This window comes from Tenacibaculum sp. DPLXC6 (genome assembly GCF_056815515.1).
This window is the reverse complement of record NZ_CP141806.1, coordinates 190,228-213,990: the sequence shown is the minus strand read 5'-3', so window position 1 is coordinate 213,990 and position 23,763 is coordinate 190,228. Positions and strand designations below refer to the sequence as shown.

Genomic DNA, 23,763 nt, shown 5'->3' with positions numbered 1-23,763 from the left:
TGTTATGCTAAAACAGGTTCTTCTTGATTGACGCTTGTTTTGATTACTTTCATTGCAGTCATAGCCTCACGCAACTCTGCACCTACTTTTTCAATAGGATGATTACGAATTGCTTTGTTTACTTTAATTAATTCAAGATTATCTACTTCATTGGAAGTGCTGTACTCTTTTCCAATAACATCAGTACTTACCGACTTCATAAAATCGGTTAATAACGGTTTTGCTGCATGATCAAATAAATAACATCCATATTCAGCTGTATCCGAAATTATCCTATTCATTTCAAATAACTTTTTACGTGCTACCGTATTTGCAATTAGTGGTAACTCATGTAGTGATTCGTAATAAGCCGACGCTGAAATAATTCCTGATTTCACCATGGTTTCAAACGCCAACTCAACTCCAGCTTTTACAAAAGCTACTAACAATGTTCCTTTATCAAAATATTCTTGTTCTGAAATTTCTTCGGAAGTTGCCGCTGTTTTTTCAAACTGAGTTTCTCCTGTCGCTGCACGCCATGTTAATAAATTCACATCGTCATTTGCCCAATCTTCCATCATGGTTTTTGAAAAATGTCCTGACATAATATCATCCATGTGTTTATTAAACAAAGGCTCTAACACCTCTTTTAATTCTTCAGAAAGTTGGTACGCTCTAATTTTTGCTGGATTCGATAAACGATCCATCATATTGGTAATTCCTCCATGTTTTAATGCTTCAGTAATAGTTTCCCATCCGTATTGAATTAATTTAGAAGCATATGTTGGTTCAACACCTTCTTCAACCATTTTATTGAATGATAAGATAGATCCTGTTTGTAATACCCCACATAAAATGGTTTGCTCTCCCATTAGGTCTGATTTTACCTCAGCTACAAATGATGATTCTAACACACCTGCTCTGTGACCACCTGTTGCATATGCATAGGCTTTTGCTTGTGCTAACCCTTTATTTTCTGGGTCATTTTCAGGATGTACTGCAATTAAAGTAGGAACTCCGAATCCGCGTTTGTATTCTTCTCTTACTTCTGTTCCAGGACACTTAGGGGCTACCATAATTACTGTTAAATCCTTACGTACTTGCATACCTTCTTCAACAATATTAAATCCATGAGAATATGATAATGTCGCTCCTGATTTCATTAATGGCATTACAGCATTTACTACCTGCGTATGTTGTTTGTCTGGTGTTAAATTACATACCAAATCAGCAGTTGGAATTAGCTCTTCATAAGTTCCAACATTAAAACTGTGTTCTGTTGCATTTTTATACGATTGACGTTGTTCTTTAATGGCCGCTTCTCGTAATGCGTATGAAATATCTAAACCAGAATCGCGCATATTTAATCCTTGATTCAATCCTTGTGCTCCACATCCTACAATTACCACTTTTTTACCTTCTAATGCTGCTGTTCCATCTGAAAACTCATCAGCATTCATAAATCTGCATTTTCCTAATTGTTCTAATTGCTCTCTTAATGATAATTGGTTGAAATAATTTTTCATTTTTATTTGTGTTGTTTGTTTATGCTGTTATTAATTGTAATAGTTTTGATACTGGCATTTCTTCTTTCGTAATGGCAATTCTTCCTGAACGAACAAATTGCTTAATACCATGTTTGTCTAAAATATGATAGAGTTCTTCTACCTCTTCTTTACTTCCTGATTTTTCAAGAACAAAAAAGTTTTTGTTCACATTAATGACTCTTGATTTACTTTGATTGATAATTGTTTGGATATCATCGTTATCGGTCAATAAGTCTGTACTCAGTTTAAACAAACACGATTCTTGATACACCGTTTCTTCATCTGTATGGTAAAAAGCTTTAATTACTTCCACTTGCTTTTCTATCTGCCCGATAATTTTTTTCATTTGCTCTTCAGTAATCTTTACTAAAAGTGTAATTCTAGAAACACTTTTTATTTCTGAGGAAGAGCTATTAATACTTTCTATATTAATATGTCTTCGTTGAAATATTGCTGATATTCTATTCAATAATCCAATATTATTTTCTGTATAAATAGAAACCGTATAGGTGTTTTTTGTATTCATATTTTATTATTTTAATCGAACTTCTGATACCGATGCCCCTGTTGGAATCATAGGGAATACATTGTCTTCTTTTTCTACACAAGCCTCTAAGAAATAAGCTTCTTTAGATTGTATCATTTCTTGAACAGCTGTTGCTAATTCTTCTCTTTTAGTTACTCTATTCGCTGCCATATGGTACCCTTTAGCAATTGATACAAAATCAGGGTTTGTCATTACGGTTGAAGCGTATCGTTTGTCAAAAAACAACTGTTGCCACTGACGTACCATTCCTAAAAACTCATTGTTTAATACCACAATTTTAACAGCTGCTTTTGTTTGTAAAATTGTTCCAAGCTCTTGAATCGTCATTTGGTAACCACCGTCACCAATCACAGCTACAACTTCACGTTCTGGAGCTCCCATTTTAGCACCAATAGCTGCAGGTAAAGCAAATCCCATTGTCCCTAATCCTCCAGAAGTAATGCTACTTTTAGTTTGGTTGAATTCCGCATAACGACTTGCTATCATTTGATGCTGTCCTACATCAGTTACTACAATAGCTTTGCCTTCAGAAGCTTCATTGATTTGTTTGATAACCTCTCCCATCGTTAAACCTTCTTTCGTTGGAAACAAGTCACTTTTTATAACATTATCAAACTCTATTGCATCCAAATTTCTAAACTCTTGTAACCATTCTTTGTGTGAATTTTCTTCCAAAAGAGGAAGTGCTGATGCTAAAGTTTCTTTTACATTTCCTAAAACAGCTACATCTGTTTTTACATTTTTATCAACTTCCGCAGGGTCTATTTCAAAATGTATCACTTTTGCTTGCTTCGCATAACGGTTTAAATCCCCTGTTACACGATCGTCAAAACGCATTCCGACAGCAATTAATACATCGCACTCGTTGGTGAGTTTATTTGGACTATAATTACCATGCATTCCTACCATACCAACATGTAACGGATGTTTAGTTGGTAAAGCTGACAATCCTAACAAAGTACTCGCCGATGGAATTCCTGCTTTTTCTATAAACGCTTTGAATTCTTCTTCTGCTTCTCCTAAAATCACTCCTTGTCCCCAAACTACAAATGGTCTTTCTGCATTATTAATTAACTCAACTGCTGCTTCAACACTTTGCACATCCATATTCGGAACAGGTTGATAACTACGAACCGAAGTACATTTTTTATATTCAAAATCAAATTCTTCAAACTGAGCATTTTTGGTGATATCAACCAACACAGGTCCTGGTCTTCCTGAACGAGCAATGTAAAATGCTTTTGCCATCACTTCTGGTATCTCGCTTGCTTTAGTTATCTGATAATTCCATTTTGTTACAGGAGTTGAAATTCCTACAATATCGGTTTCTTGAAAAGCATCAGAACCTAATAAATGTGCTCCTACCTGTCCTGTTATGCATACCATTGGTGTAGAATCTATCTGTGCATCAGCAATACCTGTAATTAAATTCGTAGCTCCCGGACCCGAAGTTGCCATGGCAACGCCAACTTTACCTGTAGCTCTTGCATATCCTTGTGCTGCATGTGTGGCTCCTTGCTCGTGACGTGTTAATACATGATGTAATTTATCTTGATATTTATACAACTCGTCATAAACTGGCATAATAGCACCTCCAGGATATCCATATAACAATTCGACTCCTTCAGCTAATAAACATTTGATTACAGCTTCTGCACCTGTAATGGTTACTTTTTGTGTTGTTTCTTGTTCTGTTTGTTGTTTCGTTTTTGTTTCCATAAACTCAGCTTTATGCTTTAGCTTTTAGCTATATGCTTAGTTATTTTATTTAATTTTTAAGACTACCAGGTGTAGTATTGAATCTTAATTCTCATGTCTTTTTCTAAAAATCAAACACTTTTAGGCAAGCCTCAGGAGATCAACCCTCTGGCTATCGCCCTGCGATTAAAATTCATCGGTTACACATCCATTGGATGCTGATGCTACTGTTCTTGCATATTTATATAATACTCCTCTCTTTACCTTTAAAGGAGGAGCTGTCCACTCTTGTTTTCTCTTTGCTAATTCTTCTTCAGAAACAGCTAAGTTTATTGTATTGGTTTCTGCATTGATGGTTATGGTGTCTCCATCTTTTACCAAAGCGATTACCCCACCTTCTTGTGCTTCTGGTGTGATATGCCCTACTACAAATCCGTGAGTTCCTCCTGAAAAACGACCATCGGTAATTAGAGCAACCTCTTTACCTAATCCTGCTCCCATAATAGCAGCAGTTGGTTTTAGCATTTCTGGCATTCCAGGACCTCCTTTTGGACCTTCGTAACGAATTACAACTACATCACCTTTTTCAACTTTTCCGTCTCGTATTCCATCATTAGCCTCGTATTCTCCTTCAAAAACTTTTGCCTTTCCAGAAAAATACAATCCTTCTTTTCCTGTTATTTTTGCTACTGAACCTTCTTTAGCAAGGTTTCCATAAAGCATTCGTAAATGTCCAGTAGCTTTGATAGGCTGTTCTGTCGGTTTAATTACATCTTGCCCGTCTGTTAAACTCGGAACCGTAGCTAAATTTTCAGCTAATGTTTTACCTGTTACAGTTAAACAATTACCATGTAACAATCCTTTTTCTAGTAGATATTTTAAAACTGCAGGTGTACCACCTACTTTGTGTACGTCTTCCATTAAATATTTTCCACTAGGTTTTAAGTCGGCTAAGAATGGTGTTTCATCAGAAATACGTTGAAAATCTTCTAAGGTAAACTTCACTCCTGCTGCTCTTGCTATCGCTAAAAAGTGTAGTACTGCATTAGTTGAACCTCCCATTACTGTTACCAATCGTACCGCATTTTCTAAAGCCTTTTTCGTTACGATATCTGATGGTTTGATATCTTTTTCTAGTAATACACGTAATGCTTCTCCTGCCCTAACACATTCTTGTTCTTTGTTATCACTAATTGCAGGATTGGAAGAATTGTAAGGCAAACTCATACCTAGTGCTTCAATAGCTGATGCCATAGTATTTGCGGTATACATTCCTCCACAAGCACCTGCTCCCGGACATGCTTTTTCTATTACACTTTGATATTCTTTTTTAGTAATTGTTCCTGCAACTTTCTCTCCCCATGCCTCAAAAGCAGATACCACATCTAATTTTTTTCCTTCATGACACCCTGAAGCAATGGTTCCTCCATATACTAAAACTGAAGGACGGTTTAAGCGCAACATCGCCATAAGAGCTCCTGGCATGTTTTTATCACATCCCACTACGGTTACCAAACCGTCATAGGACATCGCTTGCACTACGGTTTCCATAGAATCGGCAATTACATCTCGAGAAGGTAATGAATAACGCATCCCTGGTGTTCCCATAGAAATTCCGTCGGAAACGCCAATGGTATTAAATATCAATCCAACCAAATCGGCATTTTCGGTTCCTTCTTTTACCAATTTCGCTAAATCGTTTAGGTGCATGTTACAAGGATTTCCTTCGTATCCTGTACTTGCTATTCCTACCAAAGGTTTTTCTAGGTCTGCTTTTGACAATCCTATGGCATGCAACATTGCTTGTGCAGCAGGTTGTGTATCATCTTGTGTTACTTGTTTACTAAATTTGTTTAGTTCCATGTTAACTTGCTTTTCTTTTTTGACGTAAGCCCAATACTTCGTCTTTATATAATTTCATTAGTTTGTGTCCGTGTGATTTTTCCCACGCTAGTGGAAATTGATAATCGTCTAACGATTGTAATCCAACTACTTCGGCTGCTGTTCCTGTAAAAAAGCAAGCATCTGCTTGTTTTAATTCTTCTAGTGTAAAGTGTTTTTCTTCAACAGGTATTCCTTCTTCCTTACACAAATCGATAACCGTAGCACGTGTAATTCCTGCCATAATATGCCCTCTTGGTGGAGTGTATAATTTTCCATCTTTTTGCATAAAAACATTGGCTCCTGAACATTCTGCTACATTACCATTCATGTCTAATAATAGTGCTTCATCGTACCCGTTGTTTTTTGCTTCGTTGGTTGATAATATTGAATTTGTGTAGTGTCCTGTTACTTTAGCTTCCACAAAGCATGATTTCGGATTCGGACGTTGGAATGAAGACGTTTTTACACGTAGTAATTTATCGCCCATATATTTTCCCCATTCCCAGCATTGGATAACTAGATTTGTTTCTTTAGAAGTTAACAAACTCATATCGGCTCCAGTAGTGACTAACGGACGGATGTATGCATCTTTCAAACCATTACGCTCTAATAACTCATACGTTATTTGCGTTAGTTCTTCTTCTGAATAATCTAATTGAATATTCATCACCTCTGCTCCAAACTTTAACCTTTTGTAATGCTCATAAGACTTAAAGACTCTTGCTCCTTCCGTTGTATCGTAAGCTCTTATTCCTTCGAAAACCCCGTTTCCGTAGTGTAAACTCTGGCTATACAGATTAGCGCTAGCATCTTTTGCTTTGATAAACTCTCCGTTGAAAAAAATTACTGTTTCCTCGTTATAGTACATTTTTAGTTGTTTTTACTGTTCAAAATTATTTTTCGCTTTTTACTTTACTTTCTTCTATTTTAAGGCTTCAATGATTCTCATTTACTCACAAAAACACTTAAAAAACTCAAAACCAAACATTTAACACCTATTCATTATGATATTCAGAAGCATAAAAAAAGCCTGTATCTAGAGTTAGATACAGGCTTTCTTATAGGTAATAACCATCTGTATCAACTCGGTGGAGAGCTAATAATGACAATAATAATTACCACGATGTTAAAAAATTGATTCATGTTTTTTGTAACAAAAAAAGGCTTCCTAAATTTAGGAAGCCTTCTTATAATTTATATGTTAAACTATTAAATACCGCTTCCTTATCCTTGTGAAATAATCACAATGACAATAATAGAAATGATATTTAAAATTTGTTTTTTCATCTGTTGCCACAAATATTTGAAATTATTTTTTAGTTATCCTAATATTTTTTTGACTTTTTTATTTTACTCCTAGAAAAAACACTCACTAACCCTTTGTATTACTTACACTTATAAAACTTTTTATTTTTTATATAGCATTAATCAAAATTTATTTTATAGATTTGCGCCATTATGCAAACAAATAAAATATACAACAATATACCCAGTTTCTTAGTGCGGTTTTTCAACCAACGCTAGTCTTTCCTTGCACAAAACTGAGTATTGTATAATTTTATTTTCATCCTTTTGATTTCTATAATCTACATTTTTATATCGTTACTAACTCTTGTTATTGTTTTCAATAACACAGTTGTTGTACGACCTATTTTTATCCGACGTCGCCCGTAAGGGTACTACTTCTTTTGGGAACCTAGGTGCGTCCGGTTCTTCTTTTCAAACCACCGATTTATAACAAAATGTTTATCTAAAATCAATTTCAATGAGAGTTGTTATTGCTGATCAATCGCATAGTAAGTATGCCGAAATTATTTGTCAAACTATTGACGAAGCTGCTCTGGTTAGAGGTACAGGAATTGCCAAAAGAAAACCAGAATATATTATTACAAAACTAGAAAATGGCAACGCAGTTATTGCTTTAGATGGCGATAAGTTTGCTGGCTTTTGCTATATCGAAGCTTGGAGTCATGGCAAATTTGTAGCTAATTCAGGATTAATTGTTCATCCAGATTACAGAGGTATTGGTTTAGCCAAGCAAATAAAAAAAGTAGTTTTTGAACATTCCAGAGCAAAATTTCCTAATGCTAAAATATTTAGTATCACTACAGGCTTAGCGGTTATGAAGCTCAATAGCGAATTGGGTTATAAGCCTGTAACCTTTTCTGAACTTACCGAAGATCAATCTTTTTGGAATGGTTGTCAAACCTGCAAAAACTACGATGTGCTACAACGTACACAGCAAAAAATGTGCTTGTGTACTGGTATGTTATACGATCCTAACAAAAAATCTCAAAACATAAAAATAAAAGGAAAAGTCTTTCAAAGACTTAAAAGAATTAAGGAGAGCATCTTCCTAAAAAAAGACAAAAAATGAAAAAATTAGTAATTGCATACAGTGGAGGTTTAGATACTTCATACTGTGCGGTAAGTTTATCAAAACAAGGATATGAAGTTCATGCTGTTAGTGTGAATACTGGCGGATTTTCTTCCGAAGAAATTAAAAAAATTGAAGAAAATGCCTATACAATGGGAGTAGCTACCTATAAAAACATTAATGCTGTTGATGATTTTTACAAGAAGGTAGTAAAGTATTTAATCTTTGGAAATGTATTAAAAAACAATACCTATCCCCTTTCTGTAAGTGCTGAAAGAATTGTACAAGCTATTGAAATTGTAAACTATGCCAAAAGTATAGGTGCTGACTGTATTGCTCATGGTAGTACAGGTGCAGGAAACGATCAGGTGAGGTTTGATATGATTTTTCAAACCATTGCTCCTGAAATTGAAATCATCACTCCTATTAGAGATTTACAACTTTCAAGACAGGAAGAAATTGAATACTTAAAAAATAACGGTGTTGATTTATCTTGGGAAAAAGCCAAATACTCTGTAAATAAAGGTTTATGGGGAACTAGTGTTGGTGGTGAGGAAACTTTAACTTCTGAGCAACCATTACCTGAACATGCCTATCCTTCACAAGTGACCAAAACAACACCAAAACAGGTAAAACTTTCTTTTGTAAAAGGCGAACTCGTTGCTATTAATGACGATAAAAAAACTCCTGTACAAAATATAGAAGAACTAAATACTATAGCCTCAAAATTTGGGATTGGAAGAGATATTCATGTTGGTGATACGATTGTAGGAATTAAAGGAAGAGTTGGTTTTGAAGCCGCTGCTGCCTTAATTACCATTAAAACACATCACTTACTTGAGAAACACACCTTAACCAAATGGCAATTACAACACAAAGAGTATTTAGCTAGTTTTTATGGGATGCACTTACATGAAGGTCAATATTTAGATCCAGTGATGAGAGACATGGAAGCTTTTTTAGAAAGCAGTCAATCAAAAGTTACAGGTGATGTTTTTGTAACACTAAAACCTTATCACTTTACACTAGACGGAATTACTTCTCCATATGATTTGATGAATACCAAATTTGGAAGTTACGGTGAACTAAACAAAGGTTGGACAGCTGATGATGCTAAAGGTTTTATTAAAATCTTAGGAAATCAGAATAAGATATATCAACAAGTAAATCAATAGACAGTAAACAATGAACAGATTGCCACACTTGAGCCTGTCTTGAGCGACAGTCGAAAGGCTCGCAATGACAAAACCGTCATCATGAGGAGTGATAACGACGTGATGATCTTATAAATGAAAACTGATTCTACTATTTAAAACAACAAACAATATGATACAAGTAGGAATTATAGGTGGTGCAGGGTACACAGCTGGCGAGTTAATAAGACTTTTACTACAGCATCCTGAAACTGCTATCAATTTTGTGTACAGCACCTCTAATGCAGGAAATAAAATAGCAAACATACATCAAGATTTAGTGGGTAGCACTGAACTAACATTTACCAATAAAATTAATAAGAACATAGATGTACTATTCTTATGCTTAGGACATGGAAACTCTAAAAAGTTTTTAGAAGCTCATACCTTTTCAGACCACACAAAGATTATTGATTTAGGGAATGATTTCAGATTAAAAGCTGATAACACTTTTCAAAGAAAAGAGTTTGTATACGGTTTACCTGAACTTCAAAAAACAGCGATACAAGGTGCTAATTACATTGCAAATCCAGGTTGTTTTGCTACAGCTATTCAATTAGGATTGCTTCCACTAGCAGAAGCTAATTTGTTACAAAGTGATGTTCATATCAACGCAGTTACAGGGGCTACGGGTGCAGGAACTTCATTATCAGCTACCACACATTTTACGTGGAGAGATAATAATTTTTCCTATTACAAACCTTTTACCCATCAACATTTGGGAGAGATAAATCAGACATTAGATACTCTTCAATCTAGTTTTGACTCAGAAGTATTATTTCTTCCTAATAGAGGAGATTTTTCTAGAGGTATTTATGCAACATTGTATACACATTTTGAAGGAAGTTTAGAAGAGGCACTACAACTGTATGCAGACTATTACAAAAATGCCGTTTTTACTCATGTTGCTGATAATGACCTGCATTTAAAACAAGTGGTAAACACGAATAAATGTTTAATTCACTTACACAAACATGAAGATAAACTATTGATAACAAGTATTATTGACAACCTATTAAAAGGAGCATCTGGGCAAGCAGTCCAGAATATGAACTTACTATTTGGTTTTAAAGAAGATACAGGTTTACAGTTAAAAGCAACTTATTTCTAACCCTCACAGAGGGATTAGGTAAACCAAGATGAATGTCTTAATACAAGAAATGAATAATACAAAATATATAATCTAAACTTTCTCAAATGAAAATAGCAATTATAGGAACAGGTAACTTAGGAAAATCAATCGCTAAAGGATTGATACAAAACAATTCATTTTCTCAACTTTTCTTAACCAAGAGAAACATTGAAGAACTCAATGAATTTAAAGAAGTGCCCAACGTTTTCATTAGTTCTAATAACAAGGAAGCAATCACAGCATCTGATGTATTAATTTTTGCTGTACAACCAACACATTTAGAAGCTCTTTTAAAAGAAACTGCTCCTCTGTTATCAGACAATCATATTGTAATTTCTACAGTTGCTGGTTTTTCTATTGAAAAAATGGAAACGCTAATTGGTTCAGATACTACTATTATCAGAGCTATGCCTAATACTGCTATTGCCGTTGGAAAATCGATGACTTGTCTTAGTGGCAATACTCAAAAGAAGGAAGATTTAGAAATAGCTACAACTATTTTCAATCAACTAGGAACTTCTATGATTATTCCTGAAGATCAAATGCAAGCAGCCACCGTAATATGTGCTAGTGGAATTGCTTTTTGGATGCGCTTAATACGGGCAACTACACAAGCCGCTATTCAGTTAGGTTTCGATGCAAAAGAAGCACAAAAACTCGCTATGCATACTAGTGAAGGCGCTGCCAACCTACTCATAGCCACAGGAAATCATCCAGAAGAAGAAATCGATAAAGTTACCACTCCTAAAGGCTGTACCATTGAAGGCTTAAATGAAATGGAACACAAAGGGTTAAGTGCAGCATTAATACAAGGAATGGTAGCCTCTTTTAATAAAATTAACACCATAAAAAAACACAATAATGAGTTTATTTAACGTATATCCTCTATTTGATATAACCCCAGTAACCGCCAACAATGTATATGTACACGACGATAAAGGCACAGAGTATTTAGATTTATATGGCGGACATGCTGTAATTTCTATTGGACACTCACACCCTACCTATGTAAAAAACATCAGTGAGCAAGTAAGTAAACTAGGCTTTTATAGCAACGCTATTCAGAATCCGTTACAAGTTGAGTTAGCTTCACAACTAGAAAACATATCTGGCTGTAAAGACTACCAACTATTTTTATGCAATTCAGGAGCCGAAGCCAATGAAAATGCTTTAAAGTTAGCCTCTTTTCATACGGGTAAGCAAAAAGTAATTGCTTTTAAGAATTCGTTTCACGGACGTACTTCTGCTGCGGTAGCTGCAACCGACAATCCTAAGATTGTGGCGCCTATCAATGCGCAGCAAGAAGTTATCTTTTTAGCCTTTGAAGATTTAGCAGGTGTTGAAAAAGCCTTACAAAATATTGATGTTTGTGCTATTATTATAGAAACTATTCAAGGTATTGGTGGATTGGACGAAGCATCAACTACTTTTTATCAAGGGTTAGAAAAACTATGCCAGCAATACAACACCATACTTATTGCTGATGAAATTCAGTGCGGATTTGGTAGAACGGGTGGTTTCTTTGCTTTTCAAAAACACGGCATTACGCCACATATAATTTCCATGGCAAAAGGAATGGGGAATGGATTCCCTGTTGGGGGAATCTTAATCCATCCAAGTATTGAGGCTTCTTACGGTTTACTTGGAACTACGTTTGGCGGAAATCACTTAGCCTGTGCTGCTTCCTTATCAGTTATTGAAACCATTAAAAAAGAGCATTTGATGGAAAATGCACAACAAATTGCTGCGTATTTTATGGAACAAGCAGCTTCTATTCCACAGATAACAACTGTAAAAGGAAGAGGCTTAATGTTAGGGTTGGAATTCGATTTTCCTATTGCTGAGCTAAGAAAGAACCTAATATTCAAACATCACATTTTTACAGGGAGTGCTAAGAATCCAAATTTATTAAGAATTCTTCCGCCACTAACCATTCAAAAGCAACATATCGATGTGTTTTTTGAAGCTTTAAAAAAGGAACTGTCATGAAAAAATACACCAGCCTAAACGATATTGAAAACCTTTCAGAAACTATTCAAAAGGCCATTCAATTAAAAGAAAACCCCTATCAGTTTGCTGATTTAGGAAAACATAAAACCTTAGTCATGCTGTTCTTTAATGCTAGTTTACGTACAAGATTAAGCACCGAAAAAGCGGCTAAAAACTTAGGTATGGAGGTAAGCGTGTTAAACATTACCAATGCTTGGAATATGGAGTTTGAAGACGGTACTGTGATGAATTTAAGTACTTCAGAACATATTAAAGAGGCTGCCATGGTAATTTCTCAATATGCTGATATGATTGCGGTAAGAGCTTTTCCGACGTTGAAAGACAAAGAAAAAGACACCTCTGAAATTGTACTCAATAGTTTTATAAAGTACGCTACGGTGCCTGTTATCAATATGGAAAGCGCTACTGATCATCCGTTGCAAGCCTTGGCAGATGCGATTACCATTACAGAAACTAAAAAAGTGGACAAACCTAAAGTTGTGTTGTCTTGGGCTCCTCACCCGAAAGCCTTACCACATTCGGTTGCCAATGCTTTTGTACACCTTATGCACAACATGGATGTAGAGTTTGTTATAACACATCCCAAAGGTTATGAGCTAGACCCGGAAATTACGAAAGGATTCCCTGTAGAATACAATCAAGAGAAAGCTTTTGAAAATGCCGACTTTATTTATGCCAAAAACTGGAGTTCTTTTAATGATTATGGTAACATACTAAATGAAGACCCCAACTGGATGGTTACCAAAGAAAAAATTGGAGATGCTAAGTTTATGCACTGTTTGCCTATTAGAAGAAATGTGGTAGCGGAAGACGCTGTTTTAGATAGTGAGAATTCTCTTGTCATTAAACAAGCCAACAACAGAACCTTTGCAGCACAGGTAGTATTAAAAGAGATTTTAACTCATTTAAGTTGAATTTAAATTTTGACTTGTCAGTTCGAGTGTCGACCGCAGGGAGATGTATCGAGAACTACTTGAAAACGTCTCGATACAATTTTTCTCCCTTTCAGTACTAAAAATCACTCGACGTGACATTTAATTAAAAGAGAATTAAAATATGAAAACTGTCTGTATAAAGAAATAACGAGTGAAAAAGCGGAAGTGCTAAGCGTAGCTTTAAGCATGAAGCTTTGAAAATGAGTGGTGCGTAGCAATTTCCTCTTTACAGACTTGATTTTTTGGTTCGTTTTTTATCAAGAAAAAATGAACAATAAATTAAACTTAAAACTAAAAATGAAAACCATAAAGATTGTTAAAATAGGCGGAAACATCATTAATGATGAGACAGCCTTACATAGTTTCTTAGCTAATTTCGCTCAGTTAAAAGGTTCAAAAGTATTAGTACATGGTGGTGGAAAATTAGCTTCTGAATTGGCTAAACAATTGAATATTCCTGTGACGATGATCGATGGCAGACGTGTAACCGATACGCAAACTTTAGATTTGATTACTATGGTATATGCAGGTAAAATTAACAAGCAAATTGTTGCGCAGTTACAAGCATACAATGCAAATGCTGTGGGATTTACAGGGGCTGACGGAAACACAATTATATCAACCAAACGTCCTGCTGAACCTATAGATTATGGATTTGCTGGCGACGTTATTACCGTGAATCCGCAAGTAGTAACGGCATTAATTAATAACGAAGTAACTCCAGTGTTTTGTGCGATTACACACGATGCTAACGGACAATTACTCAATACCAACGCCGATACTATTGCTGCTGAATTGGCTATAGGATTATCTGCTGATTTCAATACAGAACTGTACTACTGTTTTGAAAAACCAGGAGTATTAAGAGATGTTACTGATGATACTTCTGTTATCGAGCAAATCACATTAGAAGCCTATGCTCAACTAAAAACTAACGGAGTCATTTTTGAAGGAATGCTTCCTAAGTTAGACAATTGCTTTCATGCCCTAAAAAACAACGTTCAAAAAGTACACATAGGCAATACAGCTATGGTATTTAACTCAAAAAACAAACACACCTCATTACAACTATCATGATACAAAGACTCACTACAAAAGCTATCAGCTTATTAAAAAACTTGATAGAAACTCCTTCTTTTTCTTCGGAAGAAGATGCTACTGCCCTACTATTGGAAAACTGGTTTCAAGAATTTGATATTCCGTATACCAGAACACAGAACAATGTATGGTCGGTAAACAAACATTTTGATGATAGCAAACCTACGCTGTTACTAAACTCGCATCACGATACCGTAAAACCTAATAACGGCTATACCAAAGATCCTTTTAAAGCGATTGTGGAAGATGGTAAACTCTATGGTTTGGGAAGTAACGATGCGGGAGGCTGTTTGGTATCATTACTAGCAACCTATACCTATTTCTACCAAAAAGAAAACTTAGCGTATAATTTGGTATTTGCAGGGACTGCCGAAGAAGAAAGCAGCGGTCCTAACGGTTTAAACGGATTACTAAAAACCTTACCAAACATTGATGTAGCCATTGTGGGAGAACCTACCTTAATGCAATTAGCTATTGCCGAAAAAGGCTTGGTAGTTTTTGATGCTGAGGTTGCAGGCACACCGAGTCATGCAGCACATCCGAACCATGATAATGCTATTTATAACACCATTGATGTATTACAATGGTTTAAAGATGTTGAATTTGAAAAAACCTCGGAAACCTTGGGAGACGTAAAACTCACAGTAACACAAATCAATGCAGGGAAACAACACAATGCTGTTCCTTCCGAAGTAAAATTAGTGGTAGATGTTCGCGTAAACGATAAATACACCAATCAAGAAGTTAGCGATTATTTACAGCAAAACGCACCTTGTAACATACAACCAAGAAGTTTGAATTTAAATTCATCGTCAATACCAAAAGAGCATCCATTAGTACAAGCAGGATTGGCTTTAGGAAGAAAAACCTATGGTTCTCCTACCCTATCTGACCAAGCAGTGTTGAGTTGTCCCTCGTTAAAATTAGGACCTGGTGATAGTACCCGCTCACACACCGCTGATGAGTTTATTTATCTTCAAGAAATTGAGGAAGGGATTGAGTTGTATATAGAATTATTGAATAAAGTATTGTAGAAGAAAATAGAACAAAGAGTCAAGAACAAAGACTTATAACCAAATCTTTGCTCTAACAGCAAAGCGGTCTATTCTCTTAACTCTGAAAAACAATCGTCATTCCGAACGATAGAGAGAAAACGTAAGGTTCAGCGTAGCTAAATCTCATTAAAAAGAGTAACTCATAAGTTTGAGACCTCTCACATACGTTCGAGGTGACAAACAAACAATGAGAATTTTGTTAGATAAAGTATTTAACACTCAATACTAAAATAAAAACGTCATAACGAGGAGTGAAACGACGTGGTTATCTCTTAATTTGAAACACAAACAATAAGAAGATTGCCACACTTGAGCTTGTCTTGAGCGACAGTCGAAAGGCTCGCAATGACACATTAAACACTAAGATTATGAAACTTTGGGACAAAGGATTATCCATAGATAAAAAAATAGAGCATTTCACTGTTGGAAACGATAGAGAAATAGACATACACATTGCACCATATGATTTACAAGCATCACTAGCACACGCAAAAATGCTGGCTTCCATCGGTATTATTACTTCGGAAGAATTAACGCAAGTAACCACTGGTATAAAAACGCTTCAACAGCAAGTTGTAAACGGCACTTTTGTAATTGATGCTCAGTTTGAAGATGTTCATTCTAAAATTGAGTTCGAATTAACCAAGATGTATGGTGAGGTTGGTAAAAAGATACACACAGCACGTTCCAGAAACGACCAAGTTTTAGTGGCTTTACAGTTGTATTATAAAGACAATTTACAGTTGATTTCTGATAAAACGAAAACGTTATTCAATACCTTACTACAGTTGGCAGAAGAACATAAAACCAAGTTATTACCTGGGTACACCCACTTACAAGTGGCAATGCCTTCTTCTTTCGGGTTATGGTTTTCTGCTTATGCTGAATTGCTAATTGACGATTTGTACATGGTGGATGCTGCACTAAAAACGGTAGATCAAAATCCGTTAGGTTCTGCGGCTGGTTATGGTAGTTCCTTCCCTATTGATAGAGAGTTTACCACCAAAGAACTAGGGTTTGAAACCTTAAAATACAATGTGGTGGCAGCACAAATGAGCAGAGGAAAAAGTGAGCGTACGCTTACCATGGCATTAGGAAGTGTAAGTAACACCTTAGCTCGTTTTGCCATGGATATCTGTTTATATATGAGTCAGAATTTTGACTTTATTTCTTTTCCTGATGAATTAACCACAGGTAGTAGTATTATGCCGCATAAAAAGAATCCTGATGTATTTGAACTCACTAGAGGGAAGTGTAATAAAATTCAAGCCTTATATACCGAAACCTTATTAATCACTAATAATTTACCAAGTGGTTATCATAGAGATTATCAGTTATTAAAAGAAAACATCATCAATGCTTTTGAAGAGTTAAAAGATGTGTTGGATATTTTTGATTATGCTATTCAGCAAGTTATTGTTAAGGATATTGACCTACAGGATGAAAAGTATAAATACTTATTTACGGTAGATAACATGAATACTTTAGTAGAAAACGGTATGAGTTTTAGAGAGGCTTACCAAAAAATTGGTGGCGAAGTTGTCAACGGTACGTATACTCCTGATACTTCTAAAAAACATACGCATGTGGGTAGTATTGATAATTTGTGTTTGGATAAAATACGTGAGAAGCTTGGTTAGTGGTTAGTGGTTAGTGGTTAGTGGTTAGTGGTAAATACTAAAAAAAAAATCGTCATTACGAGGAGGATACGACGAAGTAATCTGTTTGTTCAGAGTTCAGAGTATAAAGATTTCTCCCTCCGGTCGAAATGACATTCATAAGTCTATACTCTAACAGCAAAGCGGTCTTGTTTCTTGGTTCTAAGTCTTCTGTCATTCCGAACGATAGAGAGGAATCTTATTAAAAGGAGTAACTCATAACCTTGAGACCTCTCCTACAGGTTCGAGGTGACACGATGAAATTAGAATTTTGTTAGATTTTAATAGAACTCATAAAACAGCTATATAAAAAGAGGTTATTCTTAACAAATAACCTCTTTTTACTTTATTTCTTTACTGTTCTTGACCCTATGGAGAACTTATATCCAAATTGAAATTGATAAAAAGCCTCATCACTTTCGTTTCCTTTGTAGTTATAGGTTACTAGTCTTGCAAAAATGGCTTGGTTTGGGTTTTTGTTAGGGTGATAAAATACTTCTGCTTGGTTTTTTACTACAGGTACTTTAAAGTCTAAATCTATGGCGCTAGACCCGTTATATTCATAAGTTAACCAATATGTCTTTCGGATATCCGCATTTTTTATTACGGAAAACCACAAAAAATATTCCCATGAGAATGTATAAATTTACAAAGAACTAAAAATAAACAACTTAACCAACTAAACAAATTATTATGATACTAACCAAAAAACTTATTTACGGGCTAATTGCAATCTTTTTTACAAACCTTATTAATGCACAAAACTTCACTTCTGATTATACTGCATTAACTACCCCTCAACAATATGACGGGCAAATATACTACGTTGAAAATGATAAAACAGTTAGTGTTAAAAGTATTAGGGATTTAACTCACGATAAAACTTTATTAAACTCATTTTCCAATATAGTGTCAAATGTCACAGTTTATCAAATGAATGCTAATGGAGAGTTATCTGTTTTAGGAGTGGGTATATCTGGAAAAAATGAAACTTATCAAGTTATTTATGATTTTTCCCAAACTCAAACACTTATTAGTGATTCTGAAAGTAATTATGAATCTATTTTAGTAGGTGTGGGAGTTAGAATGGTTGCTAAAATAAAAACAAAAAAAGCTGGAATTAATTTAGCTAGTCCTTTCAGTTTAGTTGCTGACATAGAAAAAATTGAGGGGTCTCTAGAAGTAAGAGTAAGTGGAATAGGCTCTCAAAAAATTAATAGCTTAATCCCTACAACATCAGATTTATCACCTGCATCTATTTCTAATGCACTTCAAGCAGTTGCAACTATCAAATCTCATATTTATGATACAGAAACTATAATAAACCCTCAAATATTAGCATATAGCATGAGAGATCAAAAACTTAACTCTCAAGCTAATAAGCAAAAAATTAAATAATACTATTTTATTACTTAAACAATTCCAAACATTTTAATTATTGCTAAAATAAAAGTCAAACTTTTACTCTATTAGTATCTTATATATTTTTTACGGAAGACCATAAAAATAAACAAAACATGAATTATACTTTTACTGATATTTATTAACATATTGAAAAAATGGAAAATAGAACCGAAGGAGCCTGGATAATAAACCATGCAAAAAAACTTCAAGATGTTACAAGAACAACAGATTTTGAAGATATTGAATTAGCAGGTAAATGTGGGCTTTTATTATCTAGTTTAGCTGCTTCTGAATCAGAAAGTACATTAGATAAAAATAAAGTTAATGCTATTTCAGATTCATTAAATATTAGTAAGCGATTAGAATTACCAATTATATTAGAAACTCTTGAAAAATCTCAACTAATTGATACATCCCACAATGGGGATGTATCAATTTTAGGTATCACTACCTCTGGTGTCCTTACGCATACCTCTGAAATATTTAACCAATCCTCAAATGATTATCAAAAAGCATCATTAGATTTAACTAATTATAGTTCTGATAAGCCTATAAAAGAAAAACTTTTAAAAGAATATATTAGTGATACTTATAAACTTGATAGCAAAACAAATTTTAAATTATTCCAACAATCAGAAGATATAGGTTTAATTGATTATGAAGAACTAGATAAAGAAAAAACTTATTTTAACGGTAATTTATTTAAACGAGATTCTATTGAAAAAACATCTAAAGTTCTTAGCTCTCTAAGTTCTGAAGATGCAAGAAAAGTGTCTGATTTAGATGCCTTAATATCTAAAGATGGTTGTATTATTATTGAAACAGCTTTAACTATTCTTGGAAGCAAATTACTATCTAAACTTCAATCTATCGCAATGTACGACTTTAATGAGGTTAGTAATAACAATCATTCAAAAATATTTCTGACGAAACCTTCTTCATTTGCTAAATTCGGAAACCCTTTTGAAGATGATGCCCTAGATATGGCGAAAGCTTTTATATCATCCTTGATTTATGGTTTAAAAATAAGCTCTTCTAATAGAGGTCAAATCCAAGACTACTCAATGCTTGTAAATACTTTAAAAAAATTATTACGTGGAGAAAAAGTAGGTCCTTGTACAGCGATAGGTGAAGATTATCAAATATTGGAATTAAACAGAGTAATAAAATTGGAACATAGTTATGGAACTAGGTACTTTATGATACTATTGAAATATGATATAGCTAGAATAGCTCTTGATGTAATAGAAAAAGGAGATTTAGCAGAAAAGTCTACTTTAGGAACAACAATAAGTAGTTCAAGCGTTTCTAATTATACTGGTCCAGAAGAAAACAGATGGAAAATTAGAAGAAAAAAATCAACTACATCTGACTTAAATGTAGCAGAATTATTAAGAACAATGAGGAAATAATATGGAAAAACAACCTGAACTTTTTAAAGGAGAATTGATGGAAGAAAAACTACGTTTATACTTTATCAATAACGGTTATTATGTCAGTAGGGGTATAAAATATGAGTTTGAAAGCAATGAAATAACAGATATCGATTTATTTCTATATGGCAGAGTTTCTGGATTAACTAGAGAAAGGACAAATGTAGATATTAAAAACAAAAAAACACCTAAAGCTTTTGAAAGAATACTTTGGGCTAAAGGGTTACAACAACTTCTTTGCTTTGACAACTGTGTTGTTGCAACTACTGATAAAAAAGAAGCTGTAAGAAAATATGGACATAAGCATAATATTACCATTTTAGATGGTAATTTTCTTCAAAAACTATCTTACAATAATCTTGATAGGTTATCTGAAGAAACTTTTTTAAACCTTTTAAGTTCTTATAAAAGTTTTAAAGAATTTAAAAACCTTACATGGAAGAATATTTATGAAAAATCCAAATCAAGGTTATTAAGCGAGCTGGACTTTAGCGGTTACAACTCTACTCTTCTTATTCTTAATTATTTTATAAAAAAATGTTTCGACCCTCAAAAAAAAGACACCGCTTTAAGGGCTGTTTACATTACTCTTTCTCATAGCTTTTTAATACTTGATTATATATTAAAAGATGTTGCCTTTTTAGAACCAGAACAAAGAAAAGCTGTTTTAAGTGATGGTTTTAAATATGGTAACCTAGGTCGTGAAGGAGTAAATCAGACTATAGAAATGGCTATTAAAATTGCTAACTCAAAAATATCTGCTAACCAAATAAAGAAGTCGCTAGACACTACGGAAATGGATATACTAAAAGAATACTACTCTAAAGTTGAAACCATAAAAGGCGTCTTTAAATGGGCAATCATGTTCGAGAAAAAAGCTTTCCAAAAAACTTTAATAAATCCTGATGAGCTGGAGATCGAATTAAAAAGTTCATTAGCTCTTATGTTAGACTACTTCAAAGTTAACAGAAAAGATTTTTTTGAATTATATAGCTAAAATAACTTACTTAAAAACGCGGATTCCACATCCGTGTTTTCTATTCCCATACCTCCCCTACACTTCCTAAAACATTAAAAAACTCATAAAGTCAGAGGGTTAAAACGAAAAAAAACTATTTTAGTGTCAGCTATAAAAATTGTTTGTAAAAAGTAAATTGCTATCTCTTATTACTATTCAACCACATTCAATTTTACAACATCTTTACGAGGTTAATGCTATTAAGGTACACTCATACCTGACTATTTGGTGATGAATAACACCAAGGTTAGTAATTGTTTTGGCATGTATTGGTTATTGCTCCTATACCCCAACTGTTACTACCCCAAAAAGGATTCAAAAGGAAAAGTAAGTAATTTTAAAAATCGATATGATGAAGTACTATTTAATTGAAAACAAGTTAACCGATGAAACTAACTACTCAGCACGCGTATTAACAGAGCGTACTATTAATCAAGATGAATTGATTGATAAAATGTTGAGCAAACGTAACCTAGTAAGTAAAACCGATATTGTGGCGGTACTTAATTCTTACTATGAAGAAATTATCGAGTCGATAGAAGACGGCGATAATATTAACCTACCCTTACTAAATATTGGGTATTCTATTTCTGGGGTTTTTGATACTGAGGAAGATGGTTTTAATCCAGAAACTCATAAACTACACGTAAACCTCAACAGCGGAAAGTTAATCAACGAAATTAAAGACGATATTCCGCTACAAAAAGTAACTGCTCCTATTACCAACACGGTTATTAATAATTTAAAAGATATTACTACAGCAACTACGAATACCACCTTATCTGCCAACGGATTGTTTGAGCTGAACGGTTTGCGTTTAAAGGTTGCTGGAGACTTACCTGATGTTGGTTTATATTTTGTTGCCGAAGACGGTACCGAAACCAAAGTTTCTTATTTAGCACAAAACAGCTATAAGAAGATTATTGGTCAAGCTCCTGCCCTTGCTGCTGGTAACTATCGTGTTAGAATTAAAACGCAAGCTACTTCTAGTTCTGATCGATTTTTAAAGGATATTATGATAGCTGAGTCTACATATACTCTTACTGTATCGTAACACTATACAGTAGTGTCGAGTGACACCATACAGTAGTGTCGGATGACTTCATACAGTAGTGTATGAAGGTTAATACAAAATCTAATAACAAAAAAAGTACGAGCATATAGCTCGTACTTTTTTTGTATTTCTTATTTGCTGTGGTTTTTAATGGGTATTAGGTGTTAACTAGTATAACTAACAAAATTCTCAATGTTTTATAGGGTGTTTTATCGTTCTTCGTTATGACGGTTATTTTAGAGCCAAGAGAATAGACCACTTCGCTGTTAGAGTAAAGACTTATTTATAGGTCTTCGTTCGATATTCTTTTTATCATCTAGTGTCACTTCGAGTAAAATTATTGAAATGAAATAAAAATAATTTTGTATCGAGAAGTTTTCGAATAGTTCTCGATACAATTTTTACTTCGTTATCACTCAATAAAAATCACTCGAACTGACAGTGATTATAATAAAAGAATAAGTGTAATGCTTTGGAGTGAGATTTAGCTACGCTGGACCTTACGGTTTCTCACTACCGTTCGGAATGACGGTTGATTTTGAAGTTAGATGAAAGAATGTTTACTGTTAAAATATAGACTTTAGAATGATTACATTAACCATTAATTTAGTTGCCTTTTTAAGTTGTAACTATTACTTTTCAAGTGGTTTTAAGAAGATTGAGTCAAATCTTATAGTGTCTTTTGTAAAACCATACCTACCTCTTCTCTCAATACTTCTTTTTTCATATCCTTTTTTTATTAAACTAAACTTAAAAAAGCCCATGGGAGCTTCACCTCCTATAGCCATTTTATCGTAGTAAGTTTTCATTTTTAAAAAGAAGCTCCCGTTTACATCACTAATGGTTTCAGTAGAATAATCTTTTTTTACTGAATCCCAAGTTACTACATCAACACTATCTATTTTTTGTAATGTTTTAGAGTTATATATATAACCTATTATAGGAGGTCTACTAACTCTTTTAACAAAACAGCTTGTTAATGTTACTATTATAAATATGAATACTACTTTTTTCATTTTATTCTATCCTCTTCATAAATAAAGTGTCTGACTTTTTAGTTATAAAGATTGTTTTATCACCCCCTCTAAACTCTATATAAGGGCTTATTGTATCTATTTCAAATCCTTCTTTTTTAAAAATTAAATTTGCTATAAATGAATCTCTATCTAGTTTAAAATATCCTTCTTTATTTGTGTATGTGGAATTTGACAACGCTGCTTCTTCATAAACTTTTACATTATCTATTGGCTTTTTATTTTCATCAAATACATAGCCGTGATAACAATCACATAATCCTTGTTTGCAAGAAACTGTTAAAAGTAATAGTGTTAGTAATAATACGTTTTTCATTTTAGCTGCACAGCGTATCTAGAATACGCTTACTTTTCAAGTGGTTTTAGGAAAATTGAATCATACAATATTGCCTCTTCTCCAAAACTCCCTCTTGTTCCTTTTTCTATTTTGATAATCTTGTATTTTGGATGTTTTAATTCCATTGAATAAGATAAAGGAACATGCCCGCCTTCAAAATTAAACATCACTCTTTTCTTTACTCTCTGTATGGTAAACTTTCCTTGATTATCGGACTTTATCTGTTCATCATCAATTTGTATTAATACACCTTTAATTGGTTTATATGTTAAAGAATCGTATAGTGTTCCTTTAATTTCGGGTCTTTCTATTCTTGATGAACAAGAATTCAAAATAAGTGCTATTAATAGTAAGTAATAGAATCTCATTT

The 23,763-nt window shown here is 33.9% G+C and carries 22 protein-coding genes; 13 read left to right on the top strand and 9 right to left on the bottom strand.

The features are described from left to right. Nucleotides 1-2: 2 nt before the first annotated feature. The 5 genes from ilvC to VCM48_RS00995 all read right to left on the bottom strand — a co-directional run bounded on the left by ilvC (nt 3) and on the right by VCM48_RS00995 (nt 6,523). Nucleotides 3-1,505 carry a ketol-acid reductoisomerase gene (gene ilvC / locus VCM48_RS01015; RefSeq protein ID WP_482271279.1) on the bottom strand — a complete coding sequence of 501 codons (1,503 nt, stop codon included), beginning with the start codon at nt 1,503-1,505 and terminating at the stop codon, nt 3-5. A 19-nt stretch (nt 1,506-1,524) separates the two neighbouring features. After that, nucleotides 1,525-2,052, bottom strand: a complete 528-nt coding sequence (ilvN, locus tag VCM48_RS01010) for an acetolactate synthase small subunit (protein WP_482271278.1) — start codon at nt 2,050-2,052, stop codon at nt 1,525-1,527. Nucleotides 2,053-2,058: 6 nt separating this feature from the next. Beyond that, nucleotides 2,059-3,792 carry a biosynthetic-type acetolactate synthase large subunit gene (gene ilvB, locus VCM48_RS01005; protein WP_482271277.1) on the bottom strand — a complete coding sequence of 578 codons (1,734 nt, stop codon included), beginning with the start codon at nt 3,790-3,792 and terminating at the stop codon, nt 2,059-2,061. Nucleotides 3,793-3,957: 165 nt separating this feature from the next. Beyond that, nucleotides 3,958-5,634, bottom strand: coding sequence for a dihydroxy-acid dehydratase (ilvD, locus tag VCM48_RS01000; RefSeq protein ID WP_482271276.1), 1,677 nt, complete (start codon nt 5,632-5,634; stop codon nt 3,958-3,960). Between the two features lies 1 nt (nt 5,635). Beyond that, entirely contained in the window at nt 5,636-6,523 is an 888-nt protein-coding gene (locus VCM48_RS00995) for a branched-chain amino acid transaminase (protein WP_482271275.1), read from the bottom strand. A gap of 897 nt (nt 6,524-7,420) precedes the next feature. Between VCM48_RS00995 and VCM48_RS00990 the strand changes: the two genes are divergently transcribed. The 9 genes from VCM48_RS00990 (at nt 7,421) to argH (ending at nt 17,095) form a co-directional block, all read left to right on the top strand. Then, nucleotides 7,421-8,032, top strand: a complete 612-nt coding sequence (locus VCM48_RS00990; protein WP_124591130.1) for a GNAT family N-acetyltransferase — start codon at nt 7,421-7,423, stop codon at nt 8,030-8,032. Continuing rightward, nucleotides 8,029-9,207 carry an argininosuccinate synthase gene (argG, locus tag VCM48_RS00985; RefSeq protein WP_482271274.1) on the top strand — a complete coding sequence of 393 codons (1,179 nt, stop codon included), beginning with the start codon at nt 8,029-8,031 and terminating at the stop codon, nt 9,205-9,207. Before VCM48_RS00990 ends, argG begins: the two co-directional genes overlap by 4 nt. Nucleotides 9,208-9,358: 151 nt before the next feature. After that, the gene (argC, locus tag VCM48_RS00980; protein ID WP_482271273.1) at nt 9,359-10,336 is read left to right on the top strand and encodes an N-acetyl-gamma-glutamyl-phosphate reductase; all 978 of its coding nucleotides are present in this window, start codon (nt 9,359-9,361) and stop codon (nt 10,334-10,336) included. Between the two features lie 86 nt (nt 10,337-10,422). Continuing rightward, on the top strand, nt 10,423-11,232 hold the full coding sequence (gene proC, locus VCM48_RS00975) for a pyrroline-5-carboxylate reductase (RefSeq protein ID WP_482271272.1): 810 nt from the start codon (nt 10,423-10,425) through the stop codon (nt 11,230-11,232). After that, entirely contained in the window at nt 11,219-12,346 is a 1,128-nt protein-coding gene (locus tag VCM48_RS00970) for an aspartate aminotransferase family protein (protein WP_482271271.1), read from the top strand. Before proC ends, VCM48_RS00970 begins: the two co-directional genes overlap by 14 nt. Beyond that, nucleotides 12,343-13,281, top strand: a complete 939-nt coding sequence (locus VCM48_RS00965) for a Rossmann-fold NAD(P)-binding domain-containing protein (protein ID WP_482271270.1) — start codon at nt 12,343-12,345, stop codon at nt 13,279-13,281. Before VCM48_RS00970 ends, VCM48_RS00965 begins: the two co-directional genes overlap by 4 nt. A gap of 288 nt (nt 13,282-13,569) precedes the next feature. Continuing rightward, nucleotides 13,570-14,379, top strand: coding sequence for an acetylglutamate kinase (gene argB, locus VCM48_RS00960; protein WP_482271269.1), 810 nt, complete (start codon nt 13,570-13,572; stop codon nt 14,377-14,379). After that, nucleotides 14,376-15,434 carry a M20 family metallo-hydrolase gene (locus VCM48_RS00955; protein ID WP_482271268.1) on the top strand — a complete coding sequence of 353 codons (1,059 nt, stop codon included), beginning with the start codon at nt 14,376-14,378 and terminating at the stop codon, nt 15,432-15,434. Before argB ends, VCM48_RS00955 begins: the two co-directional genes overlap by 4 nt. A 389-nt stretch (nt 15,435-15,823) precedes the next feature. Next, the gene (gene argH, locus VCM48_RS00950) at nt 15,824-17,095 is read left to right on the top strand and encodes an argininosuccinate lyase (RefSeq protein ID WP_482271267.1); all 1,272 of its coding nucleotides are present in this window, start codon (nt 15,824-15,826) and stop codon (nt 17,093-17,095) included. Nucleotides 17,096-17,459: 364 nt separating this feature from the next. Here the strand turns inward: argH and VCM48_RS00945 are convergent, their stop codons facing one another. After that, a complete protein-coding gene (locus VCM48_RS00945; RefSeq protein ID WP_482271266.1) occupies nt 17,460-17,732 on the bottom strand; it encodes a hypothetical protein in 273 nt (90 codons plus the stop codon). A gap of 74 nt (nt 17,733-17,806) precedes the next feature. Between VCM48_RS00945 and VCM48_RS00940 the strand changes: the two genes are divergently transcribed. From VCM48_RS00940 to VCM48_RS00925, 4 genes are all read left to right on the top strand, one after another. Continuing rightward, entirely contained in the window at nt 17,807-18,511 is a 705-nt protein-coding gene (locus VCM48_RS00940) for a hypothetical protein (RefSeq protein WP_482271265.1), read from the top strand. Between the two features lie 161 nt (nt 18,512-18,672). Then, complete coding sequence (locus VCM48_RS00935; RefSeq protein ID WP_482271264.1) at nt 18,673-19,929, top strand: hypothetical protein; 1,257 nt, start codon at nt 18,673-18,675, stop codon at nt 19,927-19,929. 1 nt (nt 19,930) lies between these two features. Beyond that, a complete protein-coding gene (locus tag VCM48_RS00930) occupies nt 19,931-20,947 on the top strand; it encodes a hypothetical protein (RefSeq protein ID WP_482271263.1) in 1,017 nt (338 codons plus the stop codon). 373 nt (nt 20,948-21,320) lie between these two features. After that, nucleotides 21,321-22,022: an HU family DNA-binding protein gene (locus VCM48_RS00925; protein WP_305733629.1), complete on the top strand. Its 702-nt coding sequence runs from the start codon at nt 21,321-21,323 to the stop codon at nt 22,020-22,022. Between the two features lie 632 nt (nt 22,023-22,654). Here VCM48_RS00925 and VCM48_RS00920 read toward each other — a convergent pair. The 3 genes from VCM48_RS00920 to VCM48_RS00910 are packed head-to-tail and all read right to left on the bottom strand — an operon-like array spanning nt 22,655 to nt 23,761. Then, nucleotides 22,655-23,038: a hypothetical protein gene (locus tag VCM48_RS00920; RefSeq protein ID WP_099216182.1), complete on the bottom strand. Its 384-nt coding sequence runs from the start codon at nt 23,036-23,038 to the stop codon at nt 22,655-22,657. 1 nt (nt 23,039) lies between these two features. Further along, entirely contained in the window at nt 23,040-23,372 is a 333-nt protein-coding gene (locus VCM48_RS00915; protein WP_482271262.1) for a carboxypeptidase-like regulatory domain-containing protein, read from the bottom strand. A 29-nt stretch (nt 23,373-23,401) separates the two neighbouring features. Next, complete coding sequence (locus tag VCM48_RS00910) at nt 23,402-23,761, bottom strand: hypothetical protein (RefSeq protein WP_482271261.1); 360 nt, start codon at nt 23,759-23,761, stop codon at nt 23,402-23,404. Nucleotides 23,762-23,763 lie beyond the last annotated feature (2 nt).

Excerpts from the sequence above, each read along its gene's own strand:
- ilvC (WP_482271279.1), bottom strand. The coding sequence starts at position 1,505 with ATGAAAAATTATTTCAACCAATTATCATTAAGAGAGCAATTAGAACAA.
- ilvN (WP_482271278.1), bottom strand. The coding sequence starts at position 2,052 with ATGAATACAAAAAACACCTATACGGTTTCTATTTATACAGAAAATAAT.
- ilvB (WP_482271277.1), bottom strand. The coding sequence starts at position 3,792 with ATGGAAACAAAAACGAAACAACAAACAGAACAAGAAACAACACAAAAA.
- ilvD (WP_482271276.1), bottom strand. The coding sequence starts at position 5,634 with ATGGAACTAAACAAATTTAGTAAACAAGTAACACAAGATGATACACAA.
- VCM48_RS00995 (WP_482271275.1), bottom strand. The coding sequence starts at position 6,523 with ATGTACTATAACGAGGAAACAGTAATTTTTTTCAACGGAGAGTTTATC.
- VCM48_RS00990 (WP_124591130.1), top strand. The coding sequence starts at position 7,421 with ATGAGAGTTGTTATTGCTGATCAATCGCATAGTAAGTATGCCGAAATT.
- argG (WP_482271274.1), top strand. The coding sequence starts at position 8,029 with ATGAAAAAATTAGTAATTGCATACAGTGGAGGTTTAGATACTTCATAC.
- argC (WP_482271273.1), top strand. The coding sequence starts at position 9,359 with ATGATACAAGTAGGAATTATAGGTGGTGCAGGGTACACAGCTGGCGAG.
- proC (WP_482271272.1), top strand. The coding sequence starts at position 10,423 with ATGAAAATAGCAATTATAGGAACAGGTAACTTAGGAAAATCAATCGCT.
- VCM48_RS00970 (WP_482271271.1), top strand. The coding sequence starts at position 11,219 with ATGAGTTTATTTAACGTATATCCTCTATTTGATATAACCCCAGTAACC.
- VCM48_RS00965 (WP_482271270.1), top strand. The coding sequence starts at position 12,343 with ATGAAAAAATACACCAGCCTAAACGATATTGAAAACCTTTCAGAAACT.
- argB (WP_482271269.1), top strand. The coding sequence starts at position 13,570 with ATGAACAATAAATTAAACTTAAAACTAAAAATGAAAACCATAAAGATT.
- VCM48_RS00955 (WP_482271268.1), top strand. The coding sequence starts at position 14,376 with ATGATACAAAGACTCACTACAAAAGCTATCAGCTTATTAAAAAACTTG.
- argH (WP_482271267.1), top strand. The coding sequence starts at position 15,824 with ATGAAACTTTGGGACAAAGGATTATCCATAGATAAAAAAATAGAGCAT.
- VCM48_RS00940 (WP_482271265.1), top strand. The coding sequence starts at position 17,807 with ATGATACTAACCAAAAAACTTATTTACGGGCTAATTGCAATCTTTTTT.
- VCM48_RS00935 (WP_482271264.1), top strand. The coding sequence starts at position 18,673 with ATGGAAAATAGAACCGAAGGAGCCTGGATAATAAACCATGCAAAAAAA.
- VCM48_RS00930 (WP_482271263.1), top strand. The coding sequence starts at position 19,931 with ATGGAAAAACAACCTGAACTTTTTAAAGGAGAATTGATGGAAGAAAAA.
- VCM48_RS00925 (WP_305733629.1), top strand. The coding sequence starts at position 21,321 with ATGAAGTACTATTTAATTGAAAACAAGTTAACCGATGAAACTAACTAC.
- VCM48_RS00920 (WP_099216182.1), bottom strand. The coding sequence starts at position 23,038 with ATGAAAAAAGTAGTATTCATATTTATAATAGTAACATTAACAAGCTGT.
- VCM48_RS00915 (WP_482271262.1), bottom strand. The coding sequence starts at position 23,372 with ATGAAAAACGTATTATTACTAACACTATTACTTTTAACAGTTTCTTGC.
- VCM48_RS00910 (WP_482271261.1), bottom strand. The coding sequence starts at position 23,761 with ATGAGATTCTATTACTTACTATTAATAGCACTTATTTTGAATTCTTGT.